The 23,383-nt window shown below is 69.0% G+C and carries 22 protein-coding genes; 6 read left to right on the top strand and 16 right to left on the bottom strand.

Annotated features, from left to right (window positions below):
* The gene (locus ACTIFV_RS17980; protein ID WP_439594178.1) at nt 1–1,392 is read right to left on the bottom strand and encodes a MinD/ParA family ATP-binding protein; all 1,392 of its coding nucleotides are present in this window, start codon (nt 1,390–1,392) and stop codon (nt 1–3) included.
* 80 nt (nt 1,393–1,472) lie between these two features.
* Nucleotides 1,473–4,880 (bottom strand): pyruvate carboxylase, encoded by a 3,408-nt coding sequence (locus tag ACTIFV_RS17975; RefSeq protein ID WP_439594177.1) that lies wholly within the window; start codon nt 4,878–4,880, stop codon nt 1,473–1,475.
* A gap of 72 nt (nt 4,881–4,952) precedes the next feature.
* Here ACTIFV_RS17975 and ACTIFV_RS17970 point away from each other — a divergent pair, with 72 nt between their 5' ends.
* Entirely contained in the window at nt 4,953–5,753 is an 801-nt protein-coding gene (locus tag ACTIFV_RS17970; RefSeq protein ID WP_248147653.1) for a ParA family protein, read from the top strand.
* A gap of 113 nt (nt 5,754–5,866) precedes the next feature.
* On the opposite strand, the gene ACTIFV_RS17965 is transcribed toward ACTIFV_RS17970, so the two are convergent.
* The 3 genes from ACTIFV_RS17965 to ACTIFV_RS17955 all read right to left on the bottom strand — a co-directional run bounded on the left by ACTIFV_RS17965 (nt 5,867) and on the right by ACTIFV_RS17955 (nt 7,702).
* The gene (locus tag ACTIFV_RS17965) at nt 5,867–6,412 is read right to left on the bottom strand and encodes a MerR family transcriptional regulator (RefSeq protein ID WP_439594176.1); all 546 of its coding nucleotides are present in this window, start codon (nt 6,410–6,412) and stop codon (nt 5,867–5,869) included.
* A gap of 94 nt (nt 6,413–6,506) precedes the next feature.
* Nucleotides 6,507–7,193: a transcriptional regulator FtsR gene (ftsR, locus tag ACTIFV_RS17960; RefSeq protein ID WP_439594175.1), complete on the bottom strand. Its 687-nt coding sequence runs from the start codon at nt 7,191–7,193 to the stop codon at nt 6,507–6,509.
* Nucleotides 7,193–7,702, bottom strand: a complete 510-nt coding sequence (locus ACTIFV_RS17955; protein ID WP_439594174.1) for an FHA domain-containing protein — start codon at nt 7,700–7,702, stop codon at nt 7,193–7,195. Before ACTIFV_RS17955 ends, ftsR begins: the two co-directional genes overlap by 1 nt.
* Nucleotides 7,703–7,873: 171 nt before the next feature.
* Here ACTIFV_RS17955 and ACTIFV_RS17950 point away from each other — a divergent pair, with 171 nt between their 5' ends.
* Nucleotides 7,874–8,224, top strand: coding sequence for a hypothetical protein (locus tag ACTIFV_RS17950; protein WP_439594173.1), 351 nt, complete (start codon nt 7,874–7,876; stop codon nt 8,222–8,224).
* Nucleotides 8,225–8,238: 14 nt separating this feature from the next.
* Here ACTIFV_RS17950 and ACTIFV_RS17945 read toward each other — a convergent pair whose 3' ends face one another.
* Nucleotides 8,239–8,637, bottom strand: a complete 399-nt coding sequence (locus ACTIFV_RS17945; protein ID WP_439594172.1) for a hypothetical protein — start codon at nt 8,635–8,637, stop codon at nt 8,239–8,241.
* A gap of 202 nt (nt 8,638–8,839) precedes the next feature.
* Here ACTIFV_RS17945 and ACTIFV_RS17940 point away from each other — a divergent pair, with 202 nt between their 5' ends.
* Complete coding sequence (locus ACTIFV_RS17940; protein ID WP_439594171.1) at nt 8,840–9,511, top strand: copper resistance CopC family protein; 672 nt, start codon at nt 8,840–8,842, stop codon at nt 9,509–9,511.
* A gap of 9 nt (nt 9,512–9,520) precedes the next feature.
* A complete protein-coding gene (gene lpdA, locus ACTIFV_RS17935) occupies nt 9,521–10,921 on the top strand; it encodes a dihydrolipoyl dehydrogenase (RefSeq protein WP_439594170.1) in 1,401 nt (466 codons plus the stop codon).
* Between the two features lie 61 nt (nt 10,922–10,982).
* Here lpdA and ACTIFV_RS17930 read toward each other — a convergent pair whose 3' ends face one another.
* From ACTIFV_RS17930 to ACTIFV_RS17920, 3 genes are read right to left on the bottom strand one after another with little or no spacing between them, the layout of a single operon-like run.
* On the bottom strand, nt 10,983–11,483 hold the full coding sequence (locus tag ACTIFV_RS17930; RefSeq protein WP_439594169.1) for a PaaI family thioesterase: 501 nt from the start codon (nt 11,481–11,483) through the stop codon (nt 10,983–10,985).
* A 2-nt stretch (nt 11,484–11,485) separates the two neighbouring features.
* The gene (locus ACTIFV_RS17925; RefSeq protein WP_439594168.1) at nt 11,486–12,109 is read right to left on the bottom strand and encodes a CYTH domain-containing protein; all 624 of its coding nucleotides are present in this window, start codon (nt 12,107–12,109) and stop codon (nt 11,486–11,488) included.
* Nucleotides 12,099–12,326 (bottom strand): response regulator, encoded by a 228-nt coding sequence (locus tag ACTIFV_RS17920; protein WP_439594167.1) that lies wholly within the window; start codon nt 12,324–12,326, stop codon nt 12,099–12,101. Before ACTIFV_RS17920 ends, ACTIFV_RS17925 begins: the two co-directional genes overlap by 11 nt.
* A 44-nt stretch (nt 12,327–12,370) precedes the next feature.
* Between ACTIFV_RS17920 and ACTIFV_RS17915 the strand changes: the two genes are divergently transcribed.
* Nucleotides 12,371–13,102, top strand: a complete 732-nt coding sequence (locus ACTIFV_RS17915) for a glutamine amidotransferase (protein WP_439594166.1) — start codon at nt 12,371–12,373, stop codon at nt 13,100–13,102.
* 4 nt (nt 13,103–13,106) lie between these two features.
* Here the strand turns inward: ACTIFV_RS17915 and ACTIFV_RS17910 are convergent, their stop codons facing one another.
* Both ACTIFV_RS17910 and ACTIFV_RS17905 read right to left on the bottom strand, forming a co-directional pair.
* Entirely contained in the window at nt 13,107–15,605 is a 2,499-nt protein-coding gene (locus tag ACTIFV_RS17910; protein WP_439594165.1) for a glycogen/starch/alpha-glucan phosphorylase, read from the bottom strand.
* 73 nt (nt 15,606–15,678) lie between these two features.
* A complete protein-coding gene (locus ACTIFV_RS17905) occupies nt 15,679–16,671 on the bottom strand; it encodes a YihY/virulence factor BrkB family protein (RefSeq protein WP_439594164.1) in 993 nt (330 codons plus the stop codon).
* Between the two features lie 146 nt (nt 16,672–16,817).
* Between ACTIFV_RS17905 and ACTIFV_RS17900 the strand changes: the two genes are divergently transcribed.
* Nucleotides 16,818–18,485: a GspE/PulE family protein gene (locus ACTIFV_RS17900; RefSeq protein WP_439594163.1), complete on the top strand. Its 1,668-nt coding sequence runs from the start codon at nt 16,818–16,820 to the stop codon at nt 18,483–18,485.
* 70 nt (nt 18,486–18,555) lie between these two features.
* On the opposite strand, the gene ACTIFV_RS17895 is transcribed toward ACTIFV_RS17900, so the two are convergent.
* From ACTIFV_RS17895 to pilM, 5 genes are read right to left on the bottom strand one after another with little or no spacing between them, the layout of a single operon-like run.
* A complete protein-coding gene (locus ACTIFV_RS17895) occupies nt 18,556–19,791 on the bottom strand; it encodes a type II secretion system F family protein (RefSeq protein WP_439594162.1) in 1,236 nt (411 codons plus the stop codon).
* A 1-nt stretch (nt 19,792) separates the two neighbouring features.
* The gene (locus ACTIFV_RS17890; protein WP_439594161.1) at nt 19,793–20,935 is read right to left on the bottom strand and encodes a type IV pilus twitching motility protein PilT; all 1,143 of its coding nucleotides are present in this window, start codon (nt 20,933–20,935) and stop codon (nt 19,793–19,795) included.
* Between the two features lie 3 nt (nt 20,936–20,938).
* Complete coding sequence (locus tag ACTIFV_RS17885) at nt 20,939–21,616, bottom strand: hypothetical protein (protein WP_439594160.1); 678 nt, start codon at nt 21,614–21,616, stop codon at nt 20,939–20,941.
* A gap of 3 nt (nt 21,617–21,619) precedes the next feature.
* Entirely contained in the window at nt 21,620–22,291 is a 672-nt protein-coding gene (locus ACTIFV_RS17880) for a hypothetical protein (protein ID WP_439594159.1), read from the bottom strand.
* Nucleotides 22,291–23,343 (bottom strand): type IV pilus biogenesis protein PilM, encoded by a 1,053-nt coding sequence (gene pilM, locus ACTIFV_RS17875; protein ID WP_439594158.1) that lies wholly within the window; start codon nt 23,341–23,343, stop codon nt 22,291–22,293. Before pilM ends, ACTIFV_RS17880 begins: the two co-directional genes overlap by 1 nt.
* Nucleotides 23,344–23,383: the final 40 nt, after the last annotated feature.

Below are 23,383 nucleotides of genomic sequence, written 5' to 3'. Positions count from 1 at the left end.
TCAGGCCGCCGGTGCGAGCGTGCGGAGCCCCTCCACGACCGTCGCGGCGAGCTCGCGCGCGGCCTGGCGCGTCTCGGGCTGCAGGTCGCGGAACGTGATGGCGCTGCCCGCGGCGATGTGCGCGTCGTAGGGCATGCGCACGACGGCGCGCACGCGCGAGCGGAAGTGCGCCTCGAGCTCGTCGGCCTTGACGAGCGGCAGTCCGGGCCGCGCGTTGTTGAGCACGACGACGGCGCCGCGCACGGCATCCGCGTAGCCGTTCGTCTCGAGCCAGGTGAGCGTCTCGGACGCGAGGCGCGCCTCGTCGACGCTGAGACCCGACACGATGACGAGTTCGTTGGCACGCGCGAGCGTCGCGCCCATGACGGAGTGCACGATGCCGGTGCCGGTGTCGGTGAGCACGATGGAGTAGTAGTGCGCGGCGATGGATGCCACGTCCTCGTAGTCCTGGTCGCTGAACGCCTCGGACACGCGGGGGTCGGAATCCGACGCCACGACGTCCAGGCGGGTCTCATCGCGGGCGACGATGTTCGAGAGGTCGTTGAACCCGACGACGTCGCCGTGGATGCGGACGAGATCGCGGACCGTCTTGCCGCTCGGGCGCGCGACGCGCTCGGCGAGCGTGCCGCGGTCGGGATTCGCATCGACGGCGATGACCCGGTCGTCGCGCGCATCGGCGAGGGCCATGCCGAGCAGGGTCGTGATCGTGGTCTTGCCCACGCCGCCCTTGCGCGACAGCACCGGCACGAATCGGGCGCCCCCCGCGAGAGGGGCGGCGATCCGGCGGTCGAGCTCCTTGCGCGCCTTGGCACGCTTCCCGTCGCCCAGGTTGATGCGGCGCCCGCTGATCGAGTAGACGAAGTGCTGCCACGCGCCCTCGGGCTCGGGGCGGATGACCTGATGCGGATCCAGCAGGCGATCGGCGGTCAGCAGGTCGGCCGTCTCGCGGTCGGGTTCGAACTCGCCCAGTCGCTTCGACGTGAGCGCGACGTCCGCCACGGGGTAGGTCGTGCGCTCCACCGCTGCCGCAGCGGGACGCGTGACGGGCTCGGGCCGTGCGGGAGCGGCAGCGACGACCGGCTCGACCGTCACGACGTCGTCATCCACGACGGCGGGCGTCTCGTCGACGTCGTCGATGATCTCTCCCTCGGCCGTGTCGATCGTCACGACGAACGGCCGGCTGACGTCGGCCGCAGCGGCGTAGGGCACTTCGTCGTCGACGACGTCGTCGTCGGAGAAGTCGTCGGCTGACTCCTCGGGGAACGAGACGCTCACCTGCGCGGTCGTGTTGCCCATGATGCCGAGCCCCGTCGTGTCGAGGCTTCCGGTGTCGGCCAGCACGCCGTTCTCGGCGTCGTCTTCGAGCGGCTTTTCGGGGCGATCGGGCGTCACTGCGGGGTACTCCAAGCGGTTCGGGAGCGGCTCGTCATCGTCCTCGAACCGATCAAGGCACGCGAGGGCCGCACCCCAGGCTAATGGGCAGGGCGGATGACGACCAAAAGATCGCCGGCATCCACTTGCTGCGTCTCACCGATCGCGAGTCGTTCGACGACCCCGTCGACGGGGGCGGTGATGGCCGCTTCCATCTTCATCGCTTCGATGGATGCCACGGGCTGACCGGCCGTGACGGTGTCGCCGACCGCGGTCTTGAGCGTCACGACGCCCGAGAACGGAGCTGCGACCTGTCCGGGCTTGGAGGTGTCCGCCTTCTCGACCTGCTTCGATTCGACCGTGATGCTGCGATCGCGCACGTACACCGGCCGAAGCTGCCCGTTGAGGATCGCCATGACGGTGCGGATGCCCTTGGCGTCGGCCTCGCCGATCGCCTCGAGTCCGACGTAGAGCTGCACACCGGGATCGATCTCGGCGACGTGCTCCTCCCCCGGCTTGAGCCCGTACAGATAGTCGGGCGTGCCGAGAGCCGAGAGGTCGCCGTAGGTCTCGCGGTTCTTCTCGAACTCCTTGGCGGGCCCGGGGAAGAGCAGCCGGTTCAGCGTGCGACGGCGGGTCGCGGCATCCCCCGCGATCCCTTCGGCCTCTTCGGGCGTGAGCGGCGGGATCTCGATCGACACCTGCTTGCCCGCGAGGACCTTCGTGCGGAACGGCTCGGGCCAGCCGCCGGGCAGGTCGCCGAGCTCGCCCGCCATGAAGCCGACGACGGAATCGGGGATGTCGTAGTTCTGCGGATTCTCGGCGAAGTCGGCCGGGTCGGCGCCTGCCGCGACCAGCGCGAGCGCCAGGTCGCCGACGACCTTCGACGACGGCGTCACCTTGGGGATGCGGCCCAGGATGCGGTCCGCCGCGGCGTACATGTCCTCGATGCGCTCGAAGTCGTCGGCCATGCCGAGGGCGATCGCCTGCTGACGCAGGTTAGACAGCTGACCACCCGGGATCTCGTGGTGGTACACGCGACCGGTGGGGCCCGGAAGGCCCGATTCGAACGGCCGGTACAGGTGGCGCACGGCCTCCCAGTAGGGCTCGAGGTCGCTCACCGCCTGCAGGCTGATGCCCGTGTCGCGCTCGGTGTGGGCGAGGGCGGCGACGAGCGCCGAGAGCGACGGCTGGCTCGTGGTGCCCGACAGCGGCGCGGCCGCGGCATCCACGGCATCCACCCCCGCCGCGCTCGCGGCGAGCAGCGTCGCGAGCTGTCCGCCCGCCGTGTCGTGGGTGTGGAGGTGGACGGGGACGTCGAACCGCTCACGCAGCGCCGTCACCAGCTTCGTGGCGGCCGCGGGTCGCAGCAGGCCGGCCATGTCCTTGATCGCGAGGATGTGCGCGCCCGACGAGACGATGTCGTCGGCGAGGCGGAGGTAGTAGTCGAGCGTGTAGAGCTTCTCGTTCGGATCGAGGAGGTCGGACGTGTAGCAGAGGGCGACCTCGGCGACGGCCGTGCCGGTCTCGAGCACCGACGTGATCGCAGGCCGCATCTGGCTCACGTCGTTGAGCGCGTCGAAGATGCGGAAGATGTCGACGCCGGTCGCGGCGGCCTCGCGCACGAACGCGTCGGTGACTTCGACGGGGCGCGGCGTGTAGCCGACCGTGTTGCGTCCGCGCAGGAGCATCTGGATCGGGATGTTGGGGATGGCTTCGCGCACGGCCGCGAGGCGCTCCCAGGGGTCCTCGGCGAGAAAGCGCAGCGCGACGTCGTAGGTCGCTCCACCCCACGCCTCGACCGAGAGCAGCTCGGGCGTCATCCGGGCGACGTGGGGACCCACGCGCACGAGGTCGCGGGTGCGCACGCGCGTCGCGAGAAGCGACTGGTGCGCGTCGCGGAAGGTCGTCTCGGTGACGGCCAGGGCCGTCTGGGCGCGCAGGGCCTTCGCGAAGCCCTCTGGGCCGAGTTCGCGCAGGCGCTGGAGGTTGCCCGCCGGCGGAGCCGACGTGAGATCGAGTTCGGGCAGCTTGCTGCCGGGCGAGACCGACAGCGGCTTCTCGCCGTACGGACGGTTCACCGTCACATCGGCGAGCCACGTGAGCAGCTTGGTGGCGCGGTCGCGCGAGGGGTTCGCCGTGAGCAGCTTCGGACGCTCTTCGATGAACGCGGTCGACAGGTCGCCTTCGGCGAACGAGGGATCGTCGAGCACGGCACGCAGGAACGGGATGTTCGTCGCGACGCCTCGGATGCGGAACTCGGCGAGGGCGCGCTTGGCGCGAGCGACGGCCGCCGGGAAGTCGCGTCCGCGGCACGTGAGCTTCGCGAGCATCGAATCGAAGTGCGGGCTGATCTGCGACCCCGCAGCGGTCGTTCCGCCGTCGAGACGGATGCCGGCGCCGCCCGGCGAGCGGTACGTCGTGATACGGCCCGTGTCGGGGCGGAAGCCCTGCGACGGGTCCTCGGTCGTGATCCGGCACTGCAGAGCCGCCCCGCGCAGCACGATCTGGTCCTGCGCGAGCCCGAGATCGTTCAGCGTCTCGCCCGCCGCGATGCGCATCTGCGACTGCACGAGGTCGACGTCCGTCACCTCTTCGGTGACGGTGTGCTCCACCTGGATGCGGGGATTCATCTCGATGAAGACGTGCTCGCCCGCGCGCTCTCCTGCGGTGTCGACGAGGAACTCGACGGTGCCGGCGTTGACGTAGCCGATCGACTCGGCGAAGGCGACGGCATCCCGATGCAGGGCCGCGCGCAGTTCGTCGGTGATGTTGGGGGCCGGCGCGATCTCGATGACCTTCTGGTGCCTGCGCTGCACGGAGCAGTCGCGCTCGAAGAGATGGACGGTGTGGCCCGTGGCATCCGCGAGGATCTGCACCTCGATGTGCCGCGGGCGGACGACGGCCTGCTCGAGGAACACGCGGGAGTCGCCGAAGGCGGCGCCGGCTTCGCGCATGGCCTCGGCGATCGCGGGCGGCAGGTCGCCGGGGGTCTCGACGCGGCGCATCCCGCGCCCGCCACCGCCCGCGACGGCCTTGACGAAGATGGGGAACCCGATGCCCTCCGCCTGCGCGACGAGTTCGTCGACGTCCTCCGAGGCCTCGGTCGAACGCAGCACGGGCACTCCGGCGGCGATCGCGTACTCCTTCGCCGTGACCTTGTTGCCGGCCATCTCGAGCGCCTTCGACGGCGGCCCGATGAACGTGATGCCCTCTTCGGCCGCGCGCGCCGCGAGCTGCGGATTCTCGGAGAGGAATCCATAGCCCGGGTAGATCGCGTCGGCACCCGACTCGAGTGCGACGCGGATGATCTCCTCGACGTCGAGATAGGCGCGGACCGGATGCCCGGGCTCGCCGATCGCATACGACTCGTCGGCCTTCTGCCGGTGCAGCGAACCGCGATCCTCGAACGGGAAGACGGCGACCGTCTTGGCCCCCAGCTCGTATGCGGCGCGGAAGGCTCGGATGGCGATCTCGCCCCGATTGGCGACCAGGATCTTGCGGAACATGACACCTCGCAGACAGGCCCACCGGCGGGGCTGAGTGTGAACACAGCCTATTGGACGGTAACGTAGACGCTTGTGCACGTACTCTCCGTCAGCTCGCTCAAAGGCGGGGTCGGCAAGACGACCGTGACGCTGGGGCTCGCATCCGCGGCTTTCGCGCGGGGCGTCCGGACCCTCGTGGTGGATCTCGACCCCCAGTCGGATGTCTCGACAGGCATGGATATCCAGGTCGCCGGCCGACTCAATGTCGCCGACGTCCTCGCCAACCCCAAGGAGAAGGTGGTCCGTCAGGCCATCACCTCGAGCGGGTGGGCGAAGGTGCATCCCGGCACGATCGACGTCATGATCGGCAGCCCGTCGGCCATCAACTTCGACGGCCCGCACCCGAGCGTGCGCGACGTCTGGAAGCTCGAAGAGGCGCTCGCCACGATCGAGCCCGACTACGACCTCGTGCTCATCGACTGCGCTCCCTCGCTCAACGCGCTCACCCGCACGGCGTGGGCTGCCAGCGACCGGGTGATCGTCGTGACCGAGCCGGGACTCTTCTCGGTCGCGGCCGCCGACCGCGCCCTGCGCGCGATCGAAGAGATCCGCCGCGGACTCTCACCGCGTCTGCAGCCCCTCGGCATCGTCGTGAACCGCGTGCGCCCGCAGTCGATCGAGCACCAGTTCCGCATCAAGGAGCTCCGCGACATGTTCGGCCCGCTCGTGCTCTCGCCGCAGCTGCCCGAGCGCACGTCGCTGCAGCAGGCGCAGGGCGCTGCCAAGCCCCTGCACATCTGGCCCGGCGACTCCGCTCAGGAGCTCGCAGCCGACTTCGACGCGCTGCTCGATCGCGTCATGCGCACGGGCCGCATCCCGACTCCCGGCGCATAACGCCCGCCGCCCTCCCCCGCGCGGCCGTGGCTGCGCACCGTGCCCCACTTCTCGGGCTGTGTGTTCCCGCGGTTCCGGTACTCGGACCGAGGACCCCCGGTGGGCGTCAGGTCTCAGGCCGTGCGTGCGGCGCGGCGAGCCGAGAGCTCGTCCTGCACGTCGGGTGCCTGCGGATCGAACTCGACGAGCGTCGTCTCGACCTCGCGCAGCACCTTGCCGACGGCGATGCCGAACACGCCCTGCCCGCGGCTCACGAGGTCGATGACCTCGTCGTTCGACGTGCAGAGGTAGACCGACGCACCGTCGCTCATGAGCGTCGTGCCCGCGAGATCCCGGATGCCGGCGGCGCGCAGCTGTTCGACGGCCGTGCGGATCTGCTGGAGCGAGATCCCGGTGTCGAGCAGACGCTTGACGAGCTTGAGGACGAGGATGTCGCGGAACCCGTACAGCCGCTGCGAGCCCGAGCCCGACGCGCCGCGCACCGTCGGCTGGACGAGTTCGGTGCGTGCCCAGTAGTCGAGCTGGCGATAGGTGATCCCGGCGGCTCGAGCGGCGACCGCACCGCGGTAGCCGACCTCGTCGTCCATCTGCGGCATGCCGTCGGTGAAAAGGAGGTCGTCGGCGAAGGATGCTTCGCCCGTCGTTTCACGAGCATTCATGCTCATCCCCCCTCCGACATCGGACACCTCAACGCTAGATCAGCACCGAGCCTGCGGCAACGACATCCGCTTCGGGCGTGTCGCGCTGATCTGCTCAGCCCAGCAGCTTCTCTATCGCCGCGCGCGCGAAGATCCCTCGCACCTCGTCGAGCCGCTTCGCGAGCTCGGGTGCGAGTTCCGCGGCCCGCCCGCGGGATGTCGCGTCGGTGCGACGCAGCAGGGGCGACAGCGCCGACTCGACAAGGGTCACATCGCGCTCCGCGCTCTGACGCAGCGCGCGCACGTGACGCGGTTCGATGCCGTGACGGTCGAGCGCTACCAGGGCGCGCAGCAGGGCGACGGACTCGTCGGTGTAGGCGTCCGTGCCCACCATGACCCCCGTGCTGATCGCATCGTTGAGCAGCTGCGGGGCGGCGCCCGCCGCGGCCAGGAGCTCCGCACGGCGATAGCGACGGGGCGCCGCGACGATCGACGGCACGGCGGAGGGCTGCACGGGATCGCGACCGGCGTCGAGGTCGGCGAGGTAGTCGCGGATGACGCTGTGCGGCATGAAGTGGTCGCGCTGGAGCGTCAGCGCCAGGCGCAGACGGTCGAGGTCGGCGGGCGAGAACTTGCGATAGCCGGACTCGGTGCGCGTCGGCGAGATGATGCCCTGGACTTCGAGGAAGCGCAGCTTGCTCGCCGACAGGCCCGGGAAGTCCGGCGAGAGTCGCGCGAGGACCTGACCGATGCTCAAGAGCCCGGCGGACGAGGACCGTTCGCCGGGTGCCACCGCCGGCATCAGTCGGCCGCAGCCTGCGCGAGATCGGCGGGCGAGACGAAGAAGTTCAGTCGGAACTTGCCGATCCGCACCTCGGCGCCGTTGCGCAGCGTGGACCGGTCGGCGCGCTCGCCGTTGACGTAGGTCCCGTTGAGCGATCGCTGGTCGACGAGCTCGAAGGAGACCCCGTCGCGGGTGATCTCGGCGTGACGGCGGGACACCGTGACGTCGTCGAAGAAGATGTCGGCTTCGGGATGCCGGCCCACCGTCGTCACGTCGGTGTCGAGGAGATACCTGGCTCCGGCGGTCGGTCCGGAACGCACGACCAGGAGAGCGGCGCCGGTGGGGAGCGCTCCGATCGCTTCGAGCTCGGCCTCGGAGAGTTCGCTGCCGAAAGGCACGAACGAGAGGTCGGAGTCATGGCCGAACGTCTGGGTGGTATCGGTCGAGCGCTCGGACGATCCCCCGTCACCCTCGACGCCGGGAACCCGTCGGATCTCATCCGGTTCGGGTCGGCGATTGTCGCTCACGATGATCCTCCTCTGGCTTGCAAGCCTAACTGATCGGCGGTCGACGACGATGTCCGGATTCCGCCCCCAGAGCATTCGTCCGTCATGTTTCACACTGTGTCGCTCCGGATGCTCCGCCCCGGCGCTCGACCTAGCCTGATCAGAGATCGAACCTACTGACAGGAGACTCCCGTGTCGACCCCGCGCCTTCACCTTCCGCCCCGCTCGGTGCGTGAGCGTGCGGCGTGCATGTGCGCGACGGGCGGGACCTGCTCCTCGTACGCTCCGGGTCACGCGCTCCACCTCATCCAGACGCGTCTCGCGTCGGCGACGCCGACGGAATGGGTCGACGGCGTCGTCTCGGCGGCGGACGCCGCGCGCGGCGAGGTCGTCGTCGCGCCGCTCGACGGCGGTGCCGCCATCACGGTCTGGAGCGCCGGAGGTGCGGCATCCATCGCCGTCGTCGGAACGCCCGTCGCGATCCACGGGCGCTACGACGTGCTCGCGATCGGTCGCGAGCGCTTCAACACCGCGCGGGTCTGATCCCCGAGAGGGAGTCAGGCCATCATCGGCATCATGGCGTCCTTCATCGCCATGCAGGCGTCCATGCAGGCCTTGCACGACTGAGCGCACATGCGGCAGACGTCGCTCATGTCGGCGTGCTCCATGCATTCGTCCATGCACATCTGGCACATGGCGATGCAGGCGTCGAGCATCGCCATCATGACGGCGGGCGTCATGCCCTCCATGCGCAGCATCGAGCGCATCATCGTGTTGCACATGTCGGCGCAGTTCATGCACGCCGGAGCGCAGTCCATGCCCTGCATCGAGCAGATCGTGCACGCCTGCTCGCAGGCCGAGCAGGCGTCGATACACGCCTGCATGACGGCCATGTCCATCTTCTCCATGCCCGGCATCGACGCCTTCGACATCGCGCCCATCATCATCGAGTCCATCTCGCACTCCGCATCCCCCGGGCCGGGTGCCCGGTGATCGGCACGTTACTCCGGCCGCATGCGCACGTCACCCCATGGCGCGCACCCTCAGGAGCAATTCACACGCCCGTCATATGCGGCGCCGATCTCGGTTCGCGGTGCGCCTCGCCGCACGGCGGGCACGCATCCGAAGCACACAGGGTGCGGCGATAGCCTGGAGGGGATGTCTCGATACAGCCGCTCCCCCAGGTCTTCCGCCCGCTTCGCCGCCGCCGCGCTCGCCGCGACGGTGCTCGCCTTCGGCGGACTGCTCATCGCCTCGCCGGCGAGTGCGCACGACGAGCTCATCGGCTCCGACCCGACACCGGGGCAGGAGATGCCCGCGTCGCCCGCGCAGGTGACACTCACCTTCAGCGGCAACATCTCGGAGGAGCCCGGGGCATCCATCGTCGAACTGAGCGACGCCGCCGGCCCGATCGCGGTCGGCGACCTGGTCACGACCGACAACGTGCTCATCGTGCCGCTCGAGGGCGACGCGTCGGGCGCGGTGAAGGTGCTGTGGAAGGTCGTCTCCAGCGACGGGCACCCGATCTCGGGCGAACTGGACTTCACCGTCGCCGGGGCACCGACTCCGACGGCGTCCCCGACACCCACTCCGACGCCCACCGAGACCACCCCCGTCGAGACTGCCACGCCGACGCCGACGACCGCGCCGGAGCCCGAGGATTCGGCGTTCTCGAGCGCATGGCCGTGGGTCATCGGCGGGATCGTCCTGGTCGGGGCGCTGGGTGCCGTCCTCTTCCTCGTGATCACCCGCGCCCGCGAGCAGAAGGCGCTCGCCGAGGCCCGCGCGCGGGCGCTTTCGGACGGAACCGAGCCGCCCGCCGACCAGTAGGATTTTCGTATGCCTCATTACGACGTCGTCATCCTCGGTGCCGGCCCCGGCGGGTACGTCGCGGCCGTTCGCAGTGCTCAGCTCGGCCTCTCCGTCGCGATCATCGAAGAGAAGTACTGGGGCGGTGTCTGCCTCAACGTCGGCTGCATCCCCTCGAAGGCGCTTCTGCGCAACGCCGACCTCGCGCACATCTTCCGCGACCAGGCCGAGCTCTTCGGCATCTCGGGCGACGTGTCGTTCGACTTCGGCGTCGCGTGGGACCGCAGCCGCAAGGTGTCCGAGACGCACGTCAAGGGCATCCACTTCCTCATGAAGAAGAACAAGGTCACCGAGTACGAGGGCCGCGGCACCTTCACGGGACCGAACGCCATCACGGTGGCCAAGAGCGACGGCTCCAGCGAGGAGGTCACGTTCGACAACGCCATCATCGCGACCGGTTCGCGCGTGCGGCTCCTCCCCGGCGTCACGCTCAGCGAGAACGTCGTGACGTACGAAGAGCAGATCATGACGCGGGAGCTGCCCGAGTCGATCGTCATCGTGGGCGCCGGCGCGATCGGCATGGAGTTCGGCTTCGTCATGACGAACTACGGCGTCAAGGTCACGATCATCGAGTTCCTCGACCGTGCTCTCCCCAACGAGGATGCCGATGTCTCGAAGGAGATCGCGCGTCAGTACAAGAAGCTCGGGGTCGACATCCTCACCTCGACCAAGGTCGAGACCGTGGTCGACTCGGGTGACAAGGTCACCGTCACCTACTCCCCCGCGGGCGGCGGCGAGCAGCAGTCGATCGAGGCCGACAAGGTCCTCATGTCGATCGGATTCGCCGCCAACGTCGAGGGCTTCGGGCTCGAAGCGACCGGTGTCAAGCTCACCGACCGCGGCGCGATCGAGATCGACGACTACATGCGCACCAACGTGCCGCACATCTATGCGATCGGCGATGTCACGGCGAAGCTGCAGCTCGCGCACGTCGCCGAGGCCCAGGGCGTCGTCGCCGCCGAGACCATCGGCAAGGCCGAGACCATGACGCTCGGCGACTACCGCATGATGCCGCGCGCGACGTTCTGCTCTCCGCAGGTCGCCTCCTTCGGCCTCACCGAGCAGCAGGCGCGGGATGCCGGCTACGACGTCAAGGTCGCGAAGTTCCCGTTCTCCGCCAACGGCAAGGCGAACGGCCTCGGCGAGCCCATCGGCTTCGTCAAGCTCATCGCCGACGGCGAGCACCTCGAGCTCCTCGGCGGCCACCTCATCGGCCCCGACGTGTCCGAGCTTCTGCCCGAGCTCACGCTCGCACAGAAGTGGGACCTCACGGCCCTCGAGGCGGCGCGCAACGTCCACACGCACCCGACCCTGTCGGAGGCCGTGCAGGAGGCCTTCCACGGTCTCGCCGGCCACATGATCAACCTCTGATCTCGCGACAGAGGAACGGGCCCGGGATCACTCCGGGCCCGTTCTTCGTCTGCGGGTGCGCTCAGCGGGCCAGCACGAGCAGCGAGCTCGTCGCCGTCGCGAGCGACCGGCCCGCGGCATCCTGCAGCACGCCCTCGGCGAAGATCACCCGGCTGCCGGTCTTGACGACGCGGCCCACCGCGCGCAGCGTGCCGCTCGTCGCGAGGATCGGTCGCAGGTACGACACGTTCAGGTCGATCGACGTGTAGCCGACGCCCTTCGCGAGGGTCGTGTGCGCGGCGCAGCCGACCACGGTGTCGAGGAGCGTGCAGGCGAGCCCGCCGTGCACCGTGCCGAGCGGGTTGTAGTGGTACTCGCCCGGCTCGCACTCGAAGACCACTTCGCCCTCGCGCGCCTCGACGATGTCGAAGCCGAGCAGGCGGGCGATCGGCGGGGGCGGGTACTCGCCCGCGATCAGGGCGCGGAGGTACTCCAAGCCGGACAGCTCGGCCGACGCCTCCAGCGGCGGCATCGGGTCGTCCCACGTGACGGTGCGCGAGCGTTCGAAGGTCTCGGAGTCCACGATCACACCCCCAACGCGCGGGCGAGTTTGGAATCGGATGTCGCGGCACGAGCGCCCGCAGCCATCGCTGCGCGCTCGACGGCGGCGAAGAACGCGTCACGCGCCGCTGGTTCTTCCGGCCCGGCGGGGCCGAGCTCGATCTCCCACTCGTGCCACGCGCGCTCGACGCCGGACCTCTCGTCGCGGGTGGAGACGTGATCGTCGGCGAACTCCGCCACGACATCGCCGTCGGGCGAGAGCAGATACTGCACCGCACGCGCGTTCCTGATGCGGGCGAGCGGAGCGAACGGGCCCGTTGAAACGGCCGAGACCCGTTCGGTCAGGGCCGCCGGCGGCGCGTCGCCGTCGCCCAGCGGCCAGTGCAGCTCGACGCGGCCGCCGTCCGCGCCACGCGGACCCTTGATGTGCCAGCCGGCGTCGGGGCCGCCGGTGCGGCGACGCACGGCGTACCCGGCCCGGCCGAGCGCGGTATCCGGATCATCGAAGTACACCGCGTCGAGCTCGCGCCACTCGGGCGCCGACACCGACGCGACGCCGGGCACGCCCGACCAGTCGGGCGTGCCGGCGTCGCCGTCGACGTCGAACTTCAGCTCGATCTCGACGGAGCGCTGCGGCTCAGTCGTCACGTCCGTCGGGGTTCGGGTCGATGTCCTCCGTCGCCTCGACGTAGACGAAGCGCACCTCGGTCGGACCGTCGTCGGTGCCCGTGTGCTGCTCGTCTCCTTCGCGGTGGTACACGAGCTGCCCCTCGCCGTACGGGACGATGTAGGCGTCCGAGACACCCGGCTCGAGGGGGATGATCTGCCCGTCGAGCGGGCCTCCGTGAAGTCGTGCGATAGCCATGGCGCCAGCCTATCCCGGCCGCCCGACAGATAGGATCGCAGGCGATGAAGCCCTTCCTCCTGCTCGCGACCCGCGCCGAAGACGTGCCCGCCGATGAGGAGTACGCGCTCTTCCTGCGGTTCACGGGGCTGACGCCCGACGAGCTGATCCGCGTCCGGCTCGAGGCCGGACCGATGCCCTCATTCGACCTCGACGACCTGTCGGGGATCTTCGTCGGCGGCGGGCCGTTCAACGCGTCGGATCCGCCCGAGAAGAAGTCCCCCGTTCAGCACCGGGTCGAGGCCGAGTTCCAGACCCTGCTCGACGACGTCGTCTCGCGCGACTTCCCGTTCCTCGGTGCCTGCTACGGCATCGGCACCGTCGGCGCACACCAGGGCGCCACGATCGACGACACCTATCGCGAACCCATCAGCGTCGTGCCACTCACCCTCACCGAGGCGGGCGCATCCGATCCTCTTCTCGTCGGGATGCCGCGCACGTTCGACGCGTTCGTCGGCCACAAGGAGGCCATCTCGGTCCTTCCGCCGTCGGCGACGCTGCTCGCGTCGTCACCGACGTGCCCCGTGCAGATGTTCCGGGTCGGGCGCAACGTCTACGCGACGCAGTTCCACCCCGAGCTCGACCTCGACGGCATCACGACGCGCATCCACGCCTACGCCGACCACGGCTACTTCGCCGCCGGCGAGCTCGACCTCACCCTCGCCGCCGTGCGACGCGCATCCGTCACGCACACCGGCCGCATCCTGCGGACGTTCGTCGAGCGCTACGCGCGCTGAGCGCTCACAGGATCGGCGGCGTGTGCCAGATGCGGTCGATGTAGTCGCGGATCGAGCGGTCAGACGAGAAGAAGCCCGTCCGCGCGACGTTGAGGATGGATGCCTTGGTCCAGGCATCCTGATCCGCATACGCGGCGTCGACCTTCGCCTGCTCGGCGATGTACGACGAGTAGTCGGCGAGCACCATGAAACGGTCGTCGTACAGCAGGTTCGACACGATCGGCTCGAACACCGAGCGGTCGCCGTCCGAGAAGGCGCCGGAGGCGATGAGGTCGATCGCGCGGCGCAGGCTCGGGTCGGCCTGGTAGAACTCCGCCGGCTTGTACCCCTTGGCCCAGAGCGCCTCGACCTCGGGCTCGGTCATGCCGAAGAGGAAGAAGTTGTCGTCGCCCACGAGCTCGCGGATCTCGACGTTGGCGCCGTCGTCGGTGCCGATCGTCAGAGCCCCGTTGAGCGCGAACTTCATGTTGCCCGTGCCGGAAGCCTCCTTGCCGGCGAGCGAGATCTGCTCCGAGAGGTCGGCCGCGGGGATCACCCGCTCGGCGAGGGTGACGTTGTAGTTCGGCGGGAAGAGCACCTTGAGACGGCCTTCGACGCGCGGGTCGTCGTTGACGACGGACCCGACGGCGTTGATGAGGTGGATGATGCGCTTGGCCATCGCGTAGCCGGGCGCCGCCTTCGCGCCGAAGATGAAGGTGCGCGGCTGCACGGCGGAGGCCGGCGTCCGACCGGAGACGATGCCCTCGTACGCCGTCACGATGTGCAGGACCTTGAGCATCTGCCGCTTGTACTCGTGGAGCCGCTTGACCATGACATCCAGCATGTGGTCCTCGCTCAGCGCGAACCCGTCGCGCTCGCGGAGCACCTCGCCGAGGACGCGCTTGTTGGCGCGCTTCACCTCGGCGAACTTGTCCCGGAACTCCGGATCCTCGGCGAACGCCTCGAGCCCGCGGAGCCGCTCGAGGTCGACCGTCCAGCCCGCGCCGAGGGCCTCGGTGATGAGCCCGGCGAGTCCCGGGTTCGCAAGCCGGACGAAGCGGCGCGGCGTCACGCCGTTGGTGACGTTCGTGAACTTGCCCGGATAGAACTCGTCGAAGTCGGGCAGCACCTTCTCGCGAAGCAGCTGCGAGTGCAGCTCGGCGACGCCGTTGACCTTCGCCCCCGCGACGGTGGCGAGGTACGCCATCCGCACCGAGCGGGGATTCTCGCTGATGATCGACATGTTGCGGATGCGCATCTCGTCGTCGCCGAACCGCTCGCGGACCTGGAGCAGGAAGTCCTCGTTGATGCGGTAGATGATCTCGAGGTGACGCGGCAGCAGACGTCCGAGAAGCTCGACCGACCACACCTCTAGCGCTTCGGGCAGCAGCGTGTGGCACGTGTACGCGAAGCACTTCTGAGTGATCGCCCACGCGGCATCCCAGTCCATCCCCCGCTCGTCGACGAGCACGCGCATGAACTCCGGCACCGCGATGACGGGGTGCGTGTCGTTGAGCTGGAAGATGACGCGGTCGGGGAGCTTCTCGAGGTCGTAGTCGTGGGAGAGCTGGTGGTCGAGGAAGTCGGCGATGGATGCCGCGACGAAGAAGTACTGCTGCTGCAGCCGCAGCTCCTTGCCCTGCGGCGTCGAGTCCTCGGGGTAGAGCACCTTGGAGATGTTCTCGGCGAACGTCTGCGCGCGCACCGCCTCTTCGTAGTCGCCCGAGTTGAAGATGCGCAGGTCGAAGGCGTCGGATGCCACGGCCCGCCACAGACGCAGCGTGTTGACGCGGCCGTTGTGATAGCCGGGGACCATGTAGTTGTACGGCACGGCGAGCACGTGCCAGCCCGGGACCCACTTCGAGCGGCTGACGCCGTCATCGTCGGTCGTCTGCTCGGTGTGACCGCCGAACCAGATCTTCTGCGCCGCCTCGGGGTGCGGGAACTCCCACGGCGAGCCCAGGGTGAGCCACGCATCGGGCTGCTCGACCTGCTGGCCGTCGACGAACGTCTGGCGGAAGATGCCGTACTCGTAGCGGATGCCGTAGCCGATGCTCGGCACGCTCATCGTCGCGAGCGAGTCGATGAAGCACGCGGCGAGCCGGCCGAGGCCGCCGTTTCCGAGACCGGGCTCGACCTCCTGCTGCCGCAGCTCGTCGATGTCGATGCCGCACGCGGCCATCGCCTCGGTCGCGACCTCGGTGAGCCGGGCGGCGAGCAGGTTGTTGTCGAGCTGGCGCCCCAGCAGGTACTCAGCCGAGAGGTAGCAGACGCCCTTGGCCTGGGCTTCGCGCTGCCGGCGCTGGTCTTCGAGCCAGCGGGCCATGAGGTAGTCGCGCACCGTGTACGCGAGTGCCATGTAGCGGTCGTTCGGAGCCGACGACGAGAGCGCGACGCCCCGCTCGAAGTTCAGATTGCGCAGGAACTCGCGCACGAACCCGTCGACGGACGCGGGCGGCGCGGCGACGGGAGCGAGGGCGAGGGGATGCGACGCGGCGGGCGGCGTGGGCTCATGTGCAGACACAGGGAAAACCTACCGATGATCCGTGATCGCCGTGAATCGGAGCCGCCCGTGCGGCCGAGATTTCACACGGCCGTCACACGGACGGCGAGCGCTCCTTCTCGACGTCCGCACGCGCGTGCGCGAGCTCCTCCGTCGCGACCTGGACCGCCCTCTCCGCCTGCTTCGCACGACGCTCGGCGAACGTCGTCGCACCGTAGCGGGCGCGCACGCGATCGGTGTCCTCCTCGACGCCGACGATGATGTAGGCGCTCGCGATCAGGATCACCTGCGTCGACAGGTTGATCCACAGCAGCAGCGCGATGAGCGAGGCGAAGGTCGCGAGGAGCGGATTGCTGGATGCTCCGCCCACGAAGAGGCTCGACAGCTCCTGCAGGACCACGAGCCCGACGCCCCCGATCAGCGCGCCGGTCCACAGCGCGCGCGGCTTCGGCCGAACGCCCGACAGCAGCCGGAAGAGGACGGCGATCACCGCGACGTCCAGCACGAAGACGATCAGGAGCGAGACGAGACGGGCCCCGATCGCGACGAGGGGATCGTCATCGGCCAGCCCGAGCCATCCGTTCAGCACGCTCGTGCCCGCCGTCGCGAGCATCGTGATGGCCGCCGACACGACCAGCGCCGCGCCGATTCCGATCGCGAGCGCGAGGTTGCGCAGCAGGACCCATACCCACAGCACGTCGTCGTGCACCTTGTCGGCGAGCGAGCGCAGCGCGGTGCGCAGCGACCCGATGGCGCCGATCGCCGCGCCGATGAGACCGACGAGGGACAGGATGCTGGAGATCGTGAGCCCGACGGGCGCCTGGATGTCGGCGGGGTCGATGAGGCCGCCCTCGCCGACGAGGCCGGGGATCGCGGCATCCACCGCATCCACCAGCGCGTCCCAGGCGGCCGGGTTGCCCGCCAGGAACAGCGCGGCGAGCGAGAACCCCAGCAGCACCCCGGCGAAGACGCTGAACAGCGTGCGGTAGGTGATGCTGTCGGCGAGCATCGGCCCGCGGTGCTCGGAGTACAGCAGGAATGCGCGCACGGGCTTGCGTGCGAGCGCCCACGCGATGATGCCTTTCACTTCGTCAGGCTATCGGCGGGGTTGCCTCAGTTCTTGCTCTTGACAGGAGTGGATCCGCAGGTCAGACCGTAGGATGTGACCGGGGGCTGGGGAGCCCCATCGGGGAATCGTCGCGACGTCGCGACGCTGGAGGATTGGGGACTCCTGTGAGAGGTATTGCACAAACGCTCGTGCTGACGGGTGCCGTCAGAGCTGCCCAGATGTCCGAGGCGCTCGCCGAGCTCGGCGACACCGACGACCTGATGCGCTACCTCGTCGACCATCACGTCGTGACCGACGCGCAGGTCGCCGAAGCCGTCGCCGTGCAATCGGGCACCCGGTACGTCGACCTGGCCTCGACGACGCTCGACCCGACGATCATCGGTCTCGTTCCGAGCGCCCTGTGCCGCAAGTACCGGCTCATCGCGATCTCGCGGGCCGGCGACCGGCTGACCGTCGGCATCCTCGATCCGAACGACATCTTCGCGCTCGACGACGTCGCGAGCGTGACCGACCTGCTCATCGAACCGGTCGTCGTCGCGGCGGATGCGCTGCATCAGGCATTCGAACGCTTCCTGCGCTCGGATGAAGAGCTCACCGAGCTGTCGATGGCGATCGAGGAGAACGCGGGACCGACCCAGCTCACGTTCACCGAGTCGCTGGAGGAGCAGGATGCCGACGCGCCCGTCGTGCGCTTCGTCAACCTCCTCATCGCGCAGGCCATCAACGACCGTGCGAGCGACATCCACGTCGAGCCCGGCGAGCACCAGCTGACCGTGCGTTTCCGCATCGACGGAGTGCTCCACGAGATGCAGCGCGCGGACCGCGCCATCCAGGACGGGATCATCTCGCGCCTGAAGATCATGTCGACGATCGACATCGCCGAGCGCCGTCGCCCGCAGGACGGTCGACTGTCGGTGCAGCACGAGGGACGACAGATCGATCTGCGCGTGGCCACTCTGCCCACCGTGTGGGGCGAGAAGATCGTCATGCGTATCCTCGACAACACGGGTCAGACGATGGCGATGTCCGACCTGCTCATGTCGCAGGCCAATCACGACAGGTTCCGGCGCGCGATCGACCGTCCGCACGGAATGGTGCTCGCGACCGGGCCGACCGGATCAGGAAAGTCGACCACTCTCTACACGGCGCTGCGCGCGATCGCGAATCCCAGGATCAACGTGATCACCGTCGAGGATCCCGTCGAGTACCGCATCCCGGGCATCAATCAGGTGCAGGTCAACACCCGCGCCGGCCTCACGTTCCACTCGGCCCTGCGCTCGATCCTGCGCAGCGACCCCGATGTCGTCCTCGTGGGCGAGATCCGCGACAACGAGACCGCGACGATCTCGATCGAGTCGGCTCTGACGGGCCACCTGGTGCTCTCGACGCTCCACACGAACGACGCGCCGAGCGCCCTCACGCGTCTCACCGAGATCGGCTGCGAGCCGTTCCTGGTGGCGACGGCGTTGAGCGCCGTCGTCGCCCAGCGCCTGGCGCGCAAGCTCTGCGTGCGGTGCCGCGAGCCGTACGGCGAGTCCTCCGAGGTGCTCGCAGCGCTCGGGTTCCCCCATGACGAGTGGAACCCCCCGACGATCTACCGGGCCATCGGGTGCCCCGCATGCTCGAGCACCGGCTACCGCGGCCGCGTCGCGCTCCACGAGGTCATGACGCTGAGCGACGACATCGAGCAGCAGGTCGTCCTGCGCGCGACCGGATCCGATCTCCGTCAGCTGGCGATCGCAGAGGGCATGATCCCGCTGCGCCAGGACGGCTGGGACAAGGTGGCGCAGGGTCTCACCACGATCGAAGAGGTCCTGCGGGTCACGGTGTGACCCGCAGGACCAATCGGTCTCACGCGGCTGTGGGGCGTGGGGGGTTCAGCCGCGGAGACGCCTGCGGCGCTCAGCCCTGACTGAGCTCGCCGTAAAGGGTGAAGATCGGCAGATAGAGCGAGACGACCATCCCGCCGATCAGCACGCCGACGGCGACGATGAGCAAGGGCTCGATCGTCGCCGTCAGCTGAGCGGTGGCCGTCTCGACCTCGTTCTCGTAGAAGTCCGCGACGCTCGCGAGCATCTCGGCCAGGGTGCCGGACTCCTCCCCGACCGAGACCATCTGCGCGACCATGGGAGGGAAGACCTCCGCCTTCGCCAGCGGCGCCGAGAACGACCGGCCCTGCCGGACGGACTCCTGGATGTCGTGCACCGCGCGCTCGATCGCCCAGTTGTGCGACGCCTCGCCGACGATCGACAGCGCCTGGATGAGAGGCACGCCCGCATTCAGCATCATCGACAGGTTGCGGGCGAAGCGCGCCACGGCGATCTTGGTCGCGAGCTGTCCGAAGATCGGCATCTTGAGCTTGATCGGATCAACCACGCGCCGGTAGCCCGGATTCTCCTTCGACTGCGACCACCACACCCACGCGCCTGCGCACACGACGAAGAGCAGCGGCAGGATCCAGAACATGTTGTGCGAGAGCGTCACGAGGATCTGCGTCGGAAGCGGCAGCTCTGATCCGATCCCGGCGAACATGCCCTCGAAGATCGGCACGACGAAGGTCACCATCGCGAGCATGCCGAGCACGGCGATGATCAGGACGACGATCGGGTAGGTCGTCGCCGCACGGATCTTGTTCTGGAGGTCGACCTCCCGCGAGTAGGTCTCTGCGATCGAGGTGAGCGATTCTCCGAGGAACCCGCCGGACTCCCCCACGCGGACGATGCTCACCATGAGCGGCGGGAACACCTTCGGCTGCTTCGCCAGCCCTGCGGAGAACGCGAGACCTGCTTCGACATCGGCCTGGACGCTCACGATCGCGGTCTGCAGCGTGCGATCCTCGGTCTGCTCGATCAGGATCGCGAGGCTGCGCATCAGCGGCAGGCCGGCGTTGAGGAGCCCGGCGAGCTGCTTCGCGAACAGCGCGAGCGCCTTGACCTTGACCCGACGCTCGAATCCCGGGATCACGACGTCACGACGCAGGCCGGTCTTGGAGACTTCCGAGATCTCGAGCGGCATCAGACCCTGCGCGTGGAGCTTGCTCGTGACGGCGCCCTCGGTCGCCGCCTCGATCGTGCCCTTGACGACGGCGCCGCCCGCGGGGCTCACCGCGCGGTAGGAGAACCGGTGGACGAGTGTCATGTCACACCCCCGTGTTCGGAGCGAAGCGCTCGCTCGCGTGCATCGTCCAGGCCTCGGCGTCGAGATCGAGCGGACGCACACGCACGCCCGCCAGGCTCTCGGGATCGACGGCGTACTGGCCGGCCGCCTGACGCGATATCGAGCCCTGCTCGACGAGACGCTTGAGATCCTGATCGAGCGTGTGCATGCCCACCGACGCCCCCGCCTGCATGGCCGAGTAGAGCTGCGCGATCTGCCCCTCGCGGATGAGGTTGGCCACGGCGGGCGTATTGACGAGCACCTCTGTCGCGATCATGCGCCCCTTGCTCTGCGAGAGAGGGATGAGCGTCTGACTGACGATGCCCTGGAGCGTGTCGCCCAACTGGGTGCGGATCTGCGCCTGCTGATGGGACGGGAAGACATCCACGATGCGGTTGATGCTCTTCGCCGCGCCCTGCGTGTGCAGGGTCGACAGCACGAGATGGCCGGTCTCGGCGGCCGAGAGCGCCGTGGCGATCGATTCGGTGTCGCGCAGCTCGCCGATGAGGATGACGTCGGGATCCTGACGCAGCACGCGCCGCAGCGCCTCGCTGAACGACGCGGTGTCGCTGCCGATCTCGCGCTGGTGGATGAGCGAGCGCTTGTTCTCGTGCCGGTACTCGATCGGATCCTCGATCGTGATGATGTGCGCGGCCTTCGTCTCGTTGATGATGTCGACCATCGCCGTGAGCGTCGTCGACTTCCCCGAACCGGTCGGACCGGTCAGCAGCACGAGACCGCGCGGCTTGAGCGCGAGGTCGGCGGCGATCGCCGGCGCACCGAGCTCCTCCAGCGTGAACGCCTTCGGCGGGACGAACCGCAGAGCGGCCGCCACCTCGCCGAGCTGGCGGAACACGTTGACACGGAACCGTCCGAGTCCGGGAGACGTGTAGGAGAGGTCGACCTCACCGTGATCCTGGAACTCGCTGCGCTGACCCGGAGTCATGAGGCTGAAGGATGCCCCCTCCACCCATCCGGCCGACAGCGCATCCGTGGATCCGGGGATCGGGACGAGGTCGCCGTCGACGCGCATCAGCGGCGGATGATCGGCGGTGAGATGGACGTCGGATGCCTCGGCTGCGGCGGCGGTCGCGAGGATCCGATCGAACGCGGATGAATCGAACATGGGTCAGCCCTCCCCGAGCGAGAACGCCAGAGCGTCCACCGTCAGTCGCAGAGCACCGTCGGCCGGCCCCAACACCGTGTGCAGGACGGCGAGGAGCCTCGGGCCGGCTTGCAGCTGATCGAGGAACGCCTCGGCCGCGGCGGGGTCGAGGGCTGTGACCTCGATCGTCAGCGGAATCTGCGCGAGACGGTCCACGACCTCCGGCTGCGTCTCGGTCTCCGTGCCATCGGCGACGACCGTTCCATCCGTCGACGCATCCGGCGTGACCGCCGGGTCGGGCTCCGTCGCCGCCGGATCGGTGGTCGCCGGCGCTTCGGCGGCCGCATCTCGGGGCGCGTAGCTCAGAGGATCCTGGGCCGTCACCGAGACGACCGTGACTCCGGTCGTGGCGGCCGCGTTCGCGACCAGTTCGAACACCTCGTCGAGGTTCGCGTCGGCGGGGATCTCGGTGCGCAGAGCTGCGAGATCCGCTTCGGTCTCATCGAGGTTCGCTTCGGCGTCGCGCAGCACATCGACCTGTGTCCGGTAGGTCGCGTTGCCCATCGCGACGTTCGCCGCCTCGAGCGACGTCGCTGTCGCCTGTGCGAAGAACGGGTACGCCACGAGCCCGGCGCCCGCCGCGAGGACGACGACGACGACGATCGCGCCGATCGCGTTGATCAGCTGCTTGGGAAGGTTCACGACTCAGCCCTCGCTTCCGGCGTAGACCGTCTGATCGAACGTGATGGTCAGTTCGTAGGCGTAGAGGCGCCCGGCAGGCACCGCTTCTTCGCCCTCGACGACGACCGGCTCCGAGACGGTGGACGTCACCTCTCGGCCGTCGGCCGCGATGACCCCGGGGAGCGCGCGGATCGCGCGGATCGCGGGAGCGATGTCCACGGGCGTCGGGCTCTGCAGGGTGAGGGTTCCGTCGACACCGGCGCTCTCCTCGGGAGTCGTCGTCGCGATTCCGCCGACGTTCAGATCGAAGCCCGAGAGTGCGACGCCCGCCGGCAGCACCGCGCTGACCGCGGCGAGGGTCGCCGACCACGTCGGGGCGGCGCTTCCGGCCTCAGCCGCGAACGACTCGAGTTCGGCCTGCGCTGCGAGCGCGGCGCTCACGTCCGACAGCGAGGCGAGCTCCGAGATGAGCGCCTGCGTGCGGACCTGTTCGGCGGCGAGCTGCTGCTCCGCCGCCCACCGCAGCCAGAACATGAGGGCCGCCAGGATGACCACGATGGCGAGGGCGCCGACGATGACCCAGCCCCAGATCCGCCAGAGAGCGGCTCGCGAGCGACGCTCCGTTTCGACTCGTGGCATGAGATCGACGTGCGGGATGGCCGCGTACGCCGGCTGACCGCTGCGTGTGCGCGACATCAGCTCTCCTCTCCGAAGACCACGCCGAGCGTGGTCACGAGGTTGAATGCCGACTCTCCGCCGGGCGTGTGCTTGCCGCGGATCGGCGCCACGTCGCCGACGGCGACGAGGTCGGCGTGAATGCCCAGCGAGCTGTACAGCGCCGCGGTGATGGCGGGATCGGCCGCGCCCGCGCCGCTCAGCTTGACCATGCTGACGGGCGTCGAGCCCGGCCGCTGCGCGTAGAAGGCGAGGGTGCTGCGGATGCGATTGACGAGGTCTGCCACGCCGCGCTCGGACTGCGCGACGAGGTCGGGGTCCCGAGGTCGCGCTGCTTCCGCCTGTCCCACGCGCAGCGACGACCGTCCCGCCTTGTCCGCGACGACCGCCACTTCGACGAGCGGCTCCTCCACGATCTCGATCGCCGCGCGGCGCTGTGTCGCGATAGAGGAGATCTCCGCAGGGATGATGCGGACGAACCGTGGCATCCCGTGATTCGCCACGACGACGAATGTCGTGTGCTCGCCGATGTGCACCATCGCGACCGTCTCGGCGTCGGGTGCCACCGACTGCGAGATGCGTGCCAGGCCGAAGGGGGCCAGATCCACCGCGTCCGCGTGCAGCTTGGCCTTCTTCAAGGTCTCGATGAGCTGCTCGATCTGCTCCGAGACGGCCGCGACGAGCAATCCGTGCAGCTGCCCGTCCGACTCCCCCATCGCGTAGAAGTCGAGCACGGCCTGATCGACCGGCACGGGAAGGAGGTCCTGCACCTGATACGGGAGCGCCTCACGGAGCATCGACATCGGCATCGCGGGTGCGGAATGCTCTCGCACCAGGATGCGGCGATTGCCGATCGCGAGCACGACGTTGCGCGATGAGATCCCCGCCTGCGCCCACAGCGCGCGCAGCGCGAGTGCGACGGCATCCGAGTCGATGATCTCCGAGTCCTTCGCCGCCCCGGTGGGCAGCGGCACCTCGCCGCACGCGACGATCGAAGGCCGTCGGCCGCGTGTGACTTCGACGGCCCTCACGCTCTCTTCGGTGATCTCGAGCCCCACTCGAGTCTTAGCCATGGTCATTCCCCTTCCGGCTGTGCTCCCCAGCGCGCCTGCC

The sequence above is a fragment of the Microbacterium sp. genome (genome assembly GCF_051860965.1).
Classification (GTDB): domain Bacteria; phylum Actinomycetota; class Actinomycetes; order Actinomycetales; family Microbacteriaceae; genus Microbacterium.
Note: the sequence above shows the minus strand (reverse complement) of the source record. Positions and strands in the feature narration are given on the sequence as shown.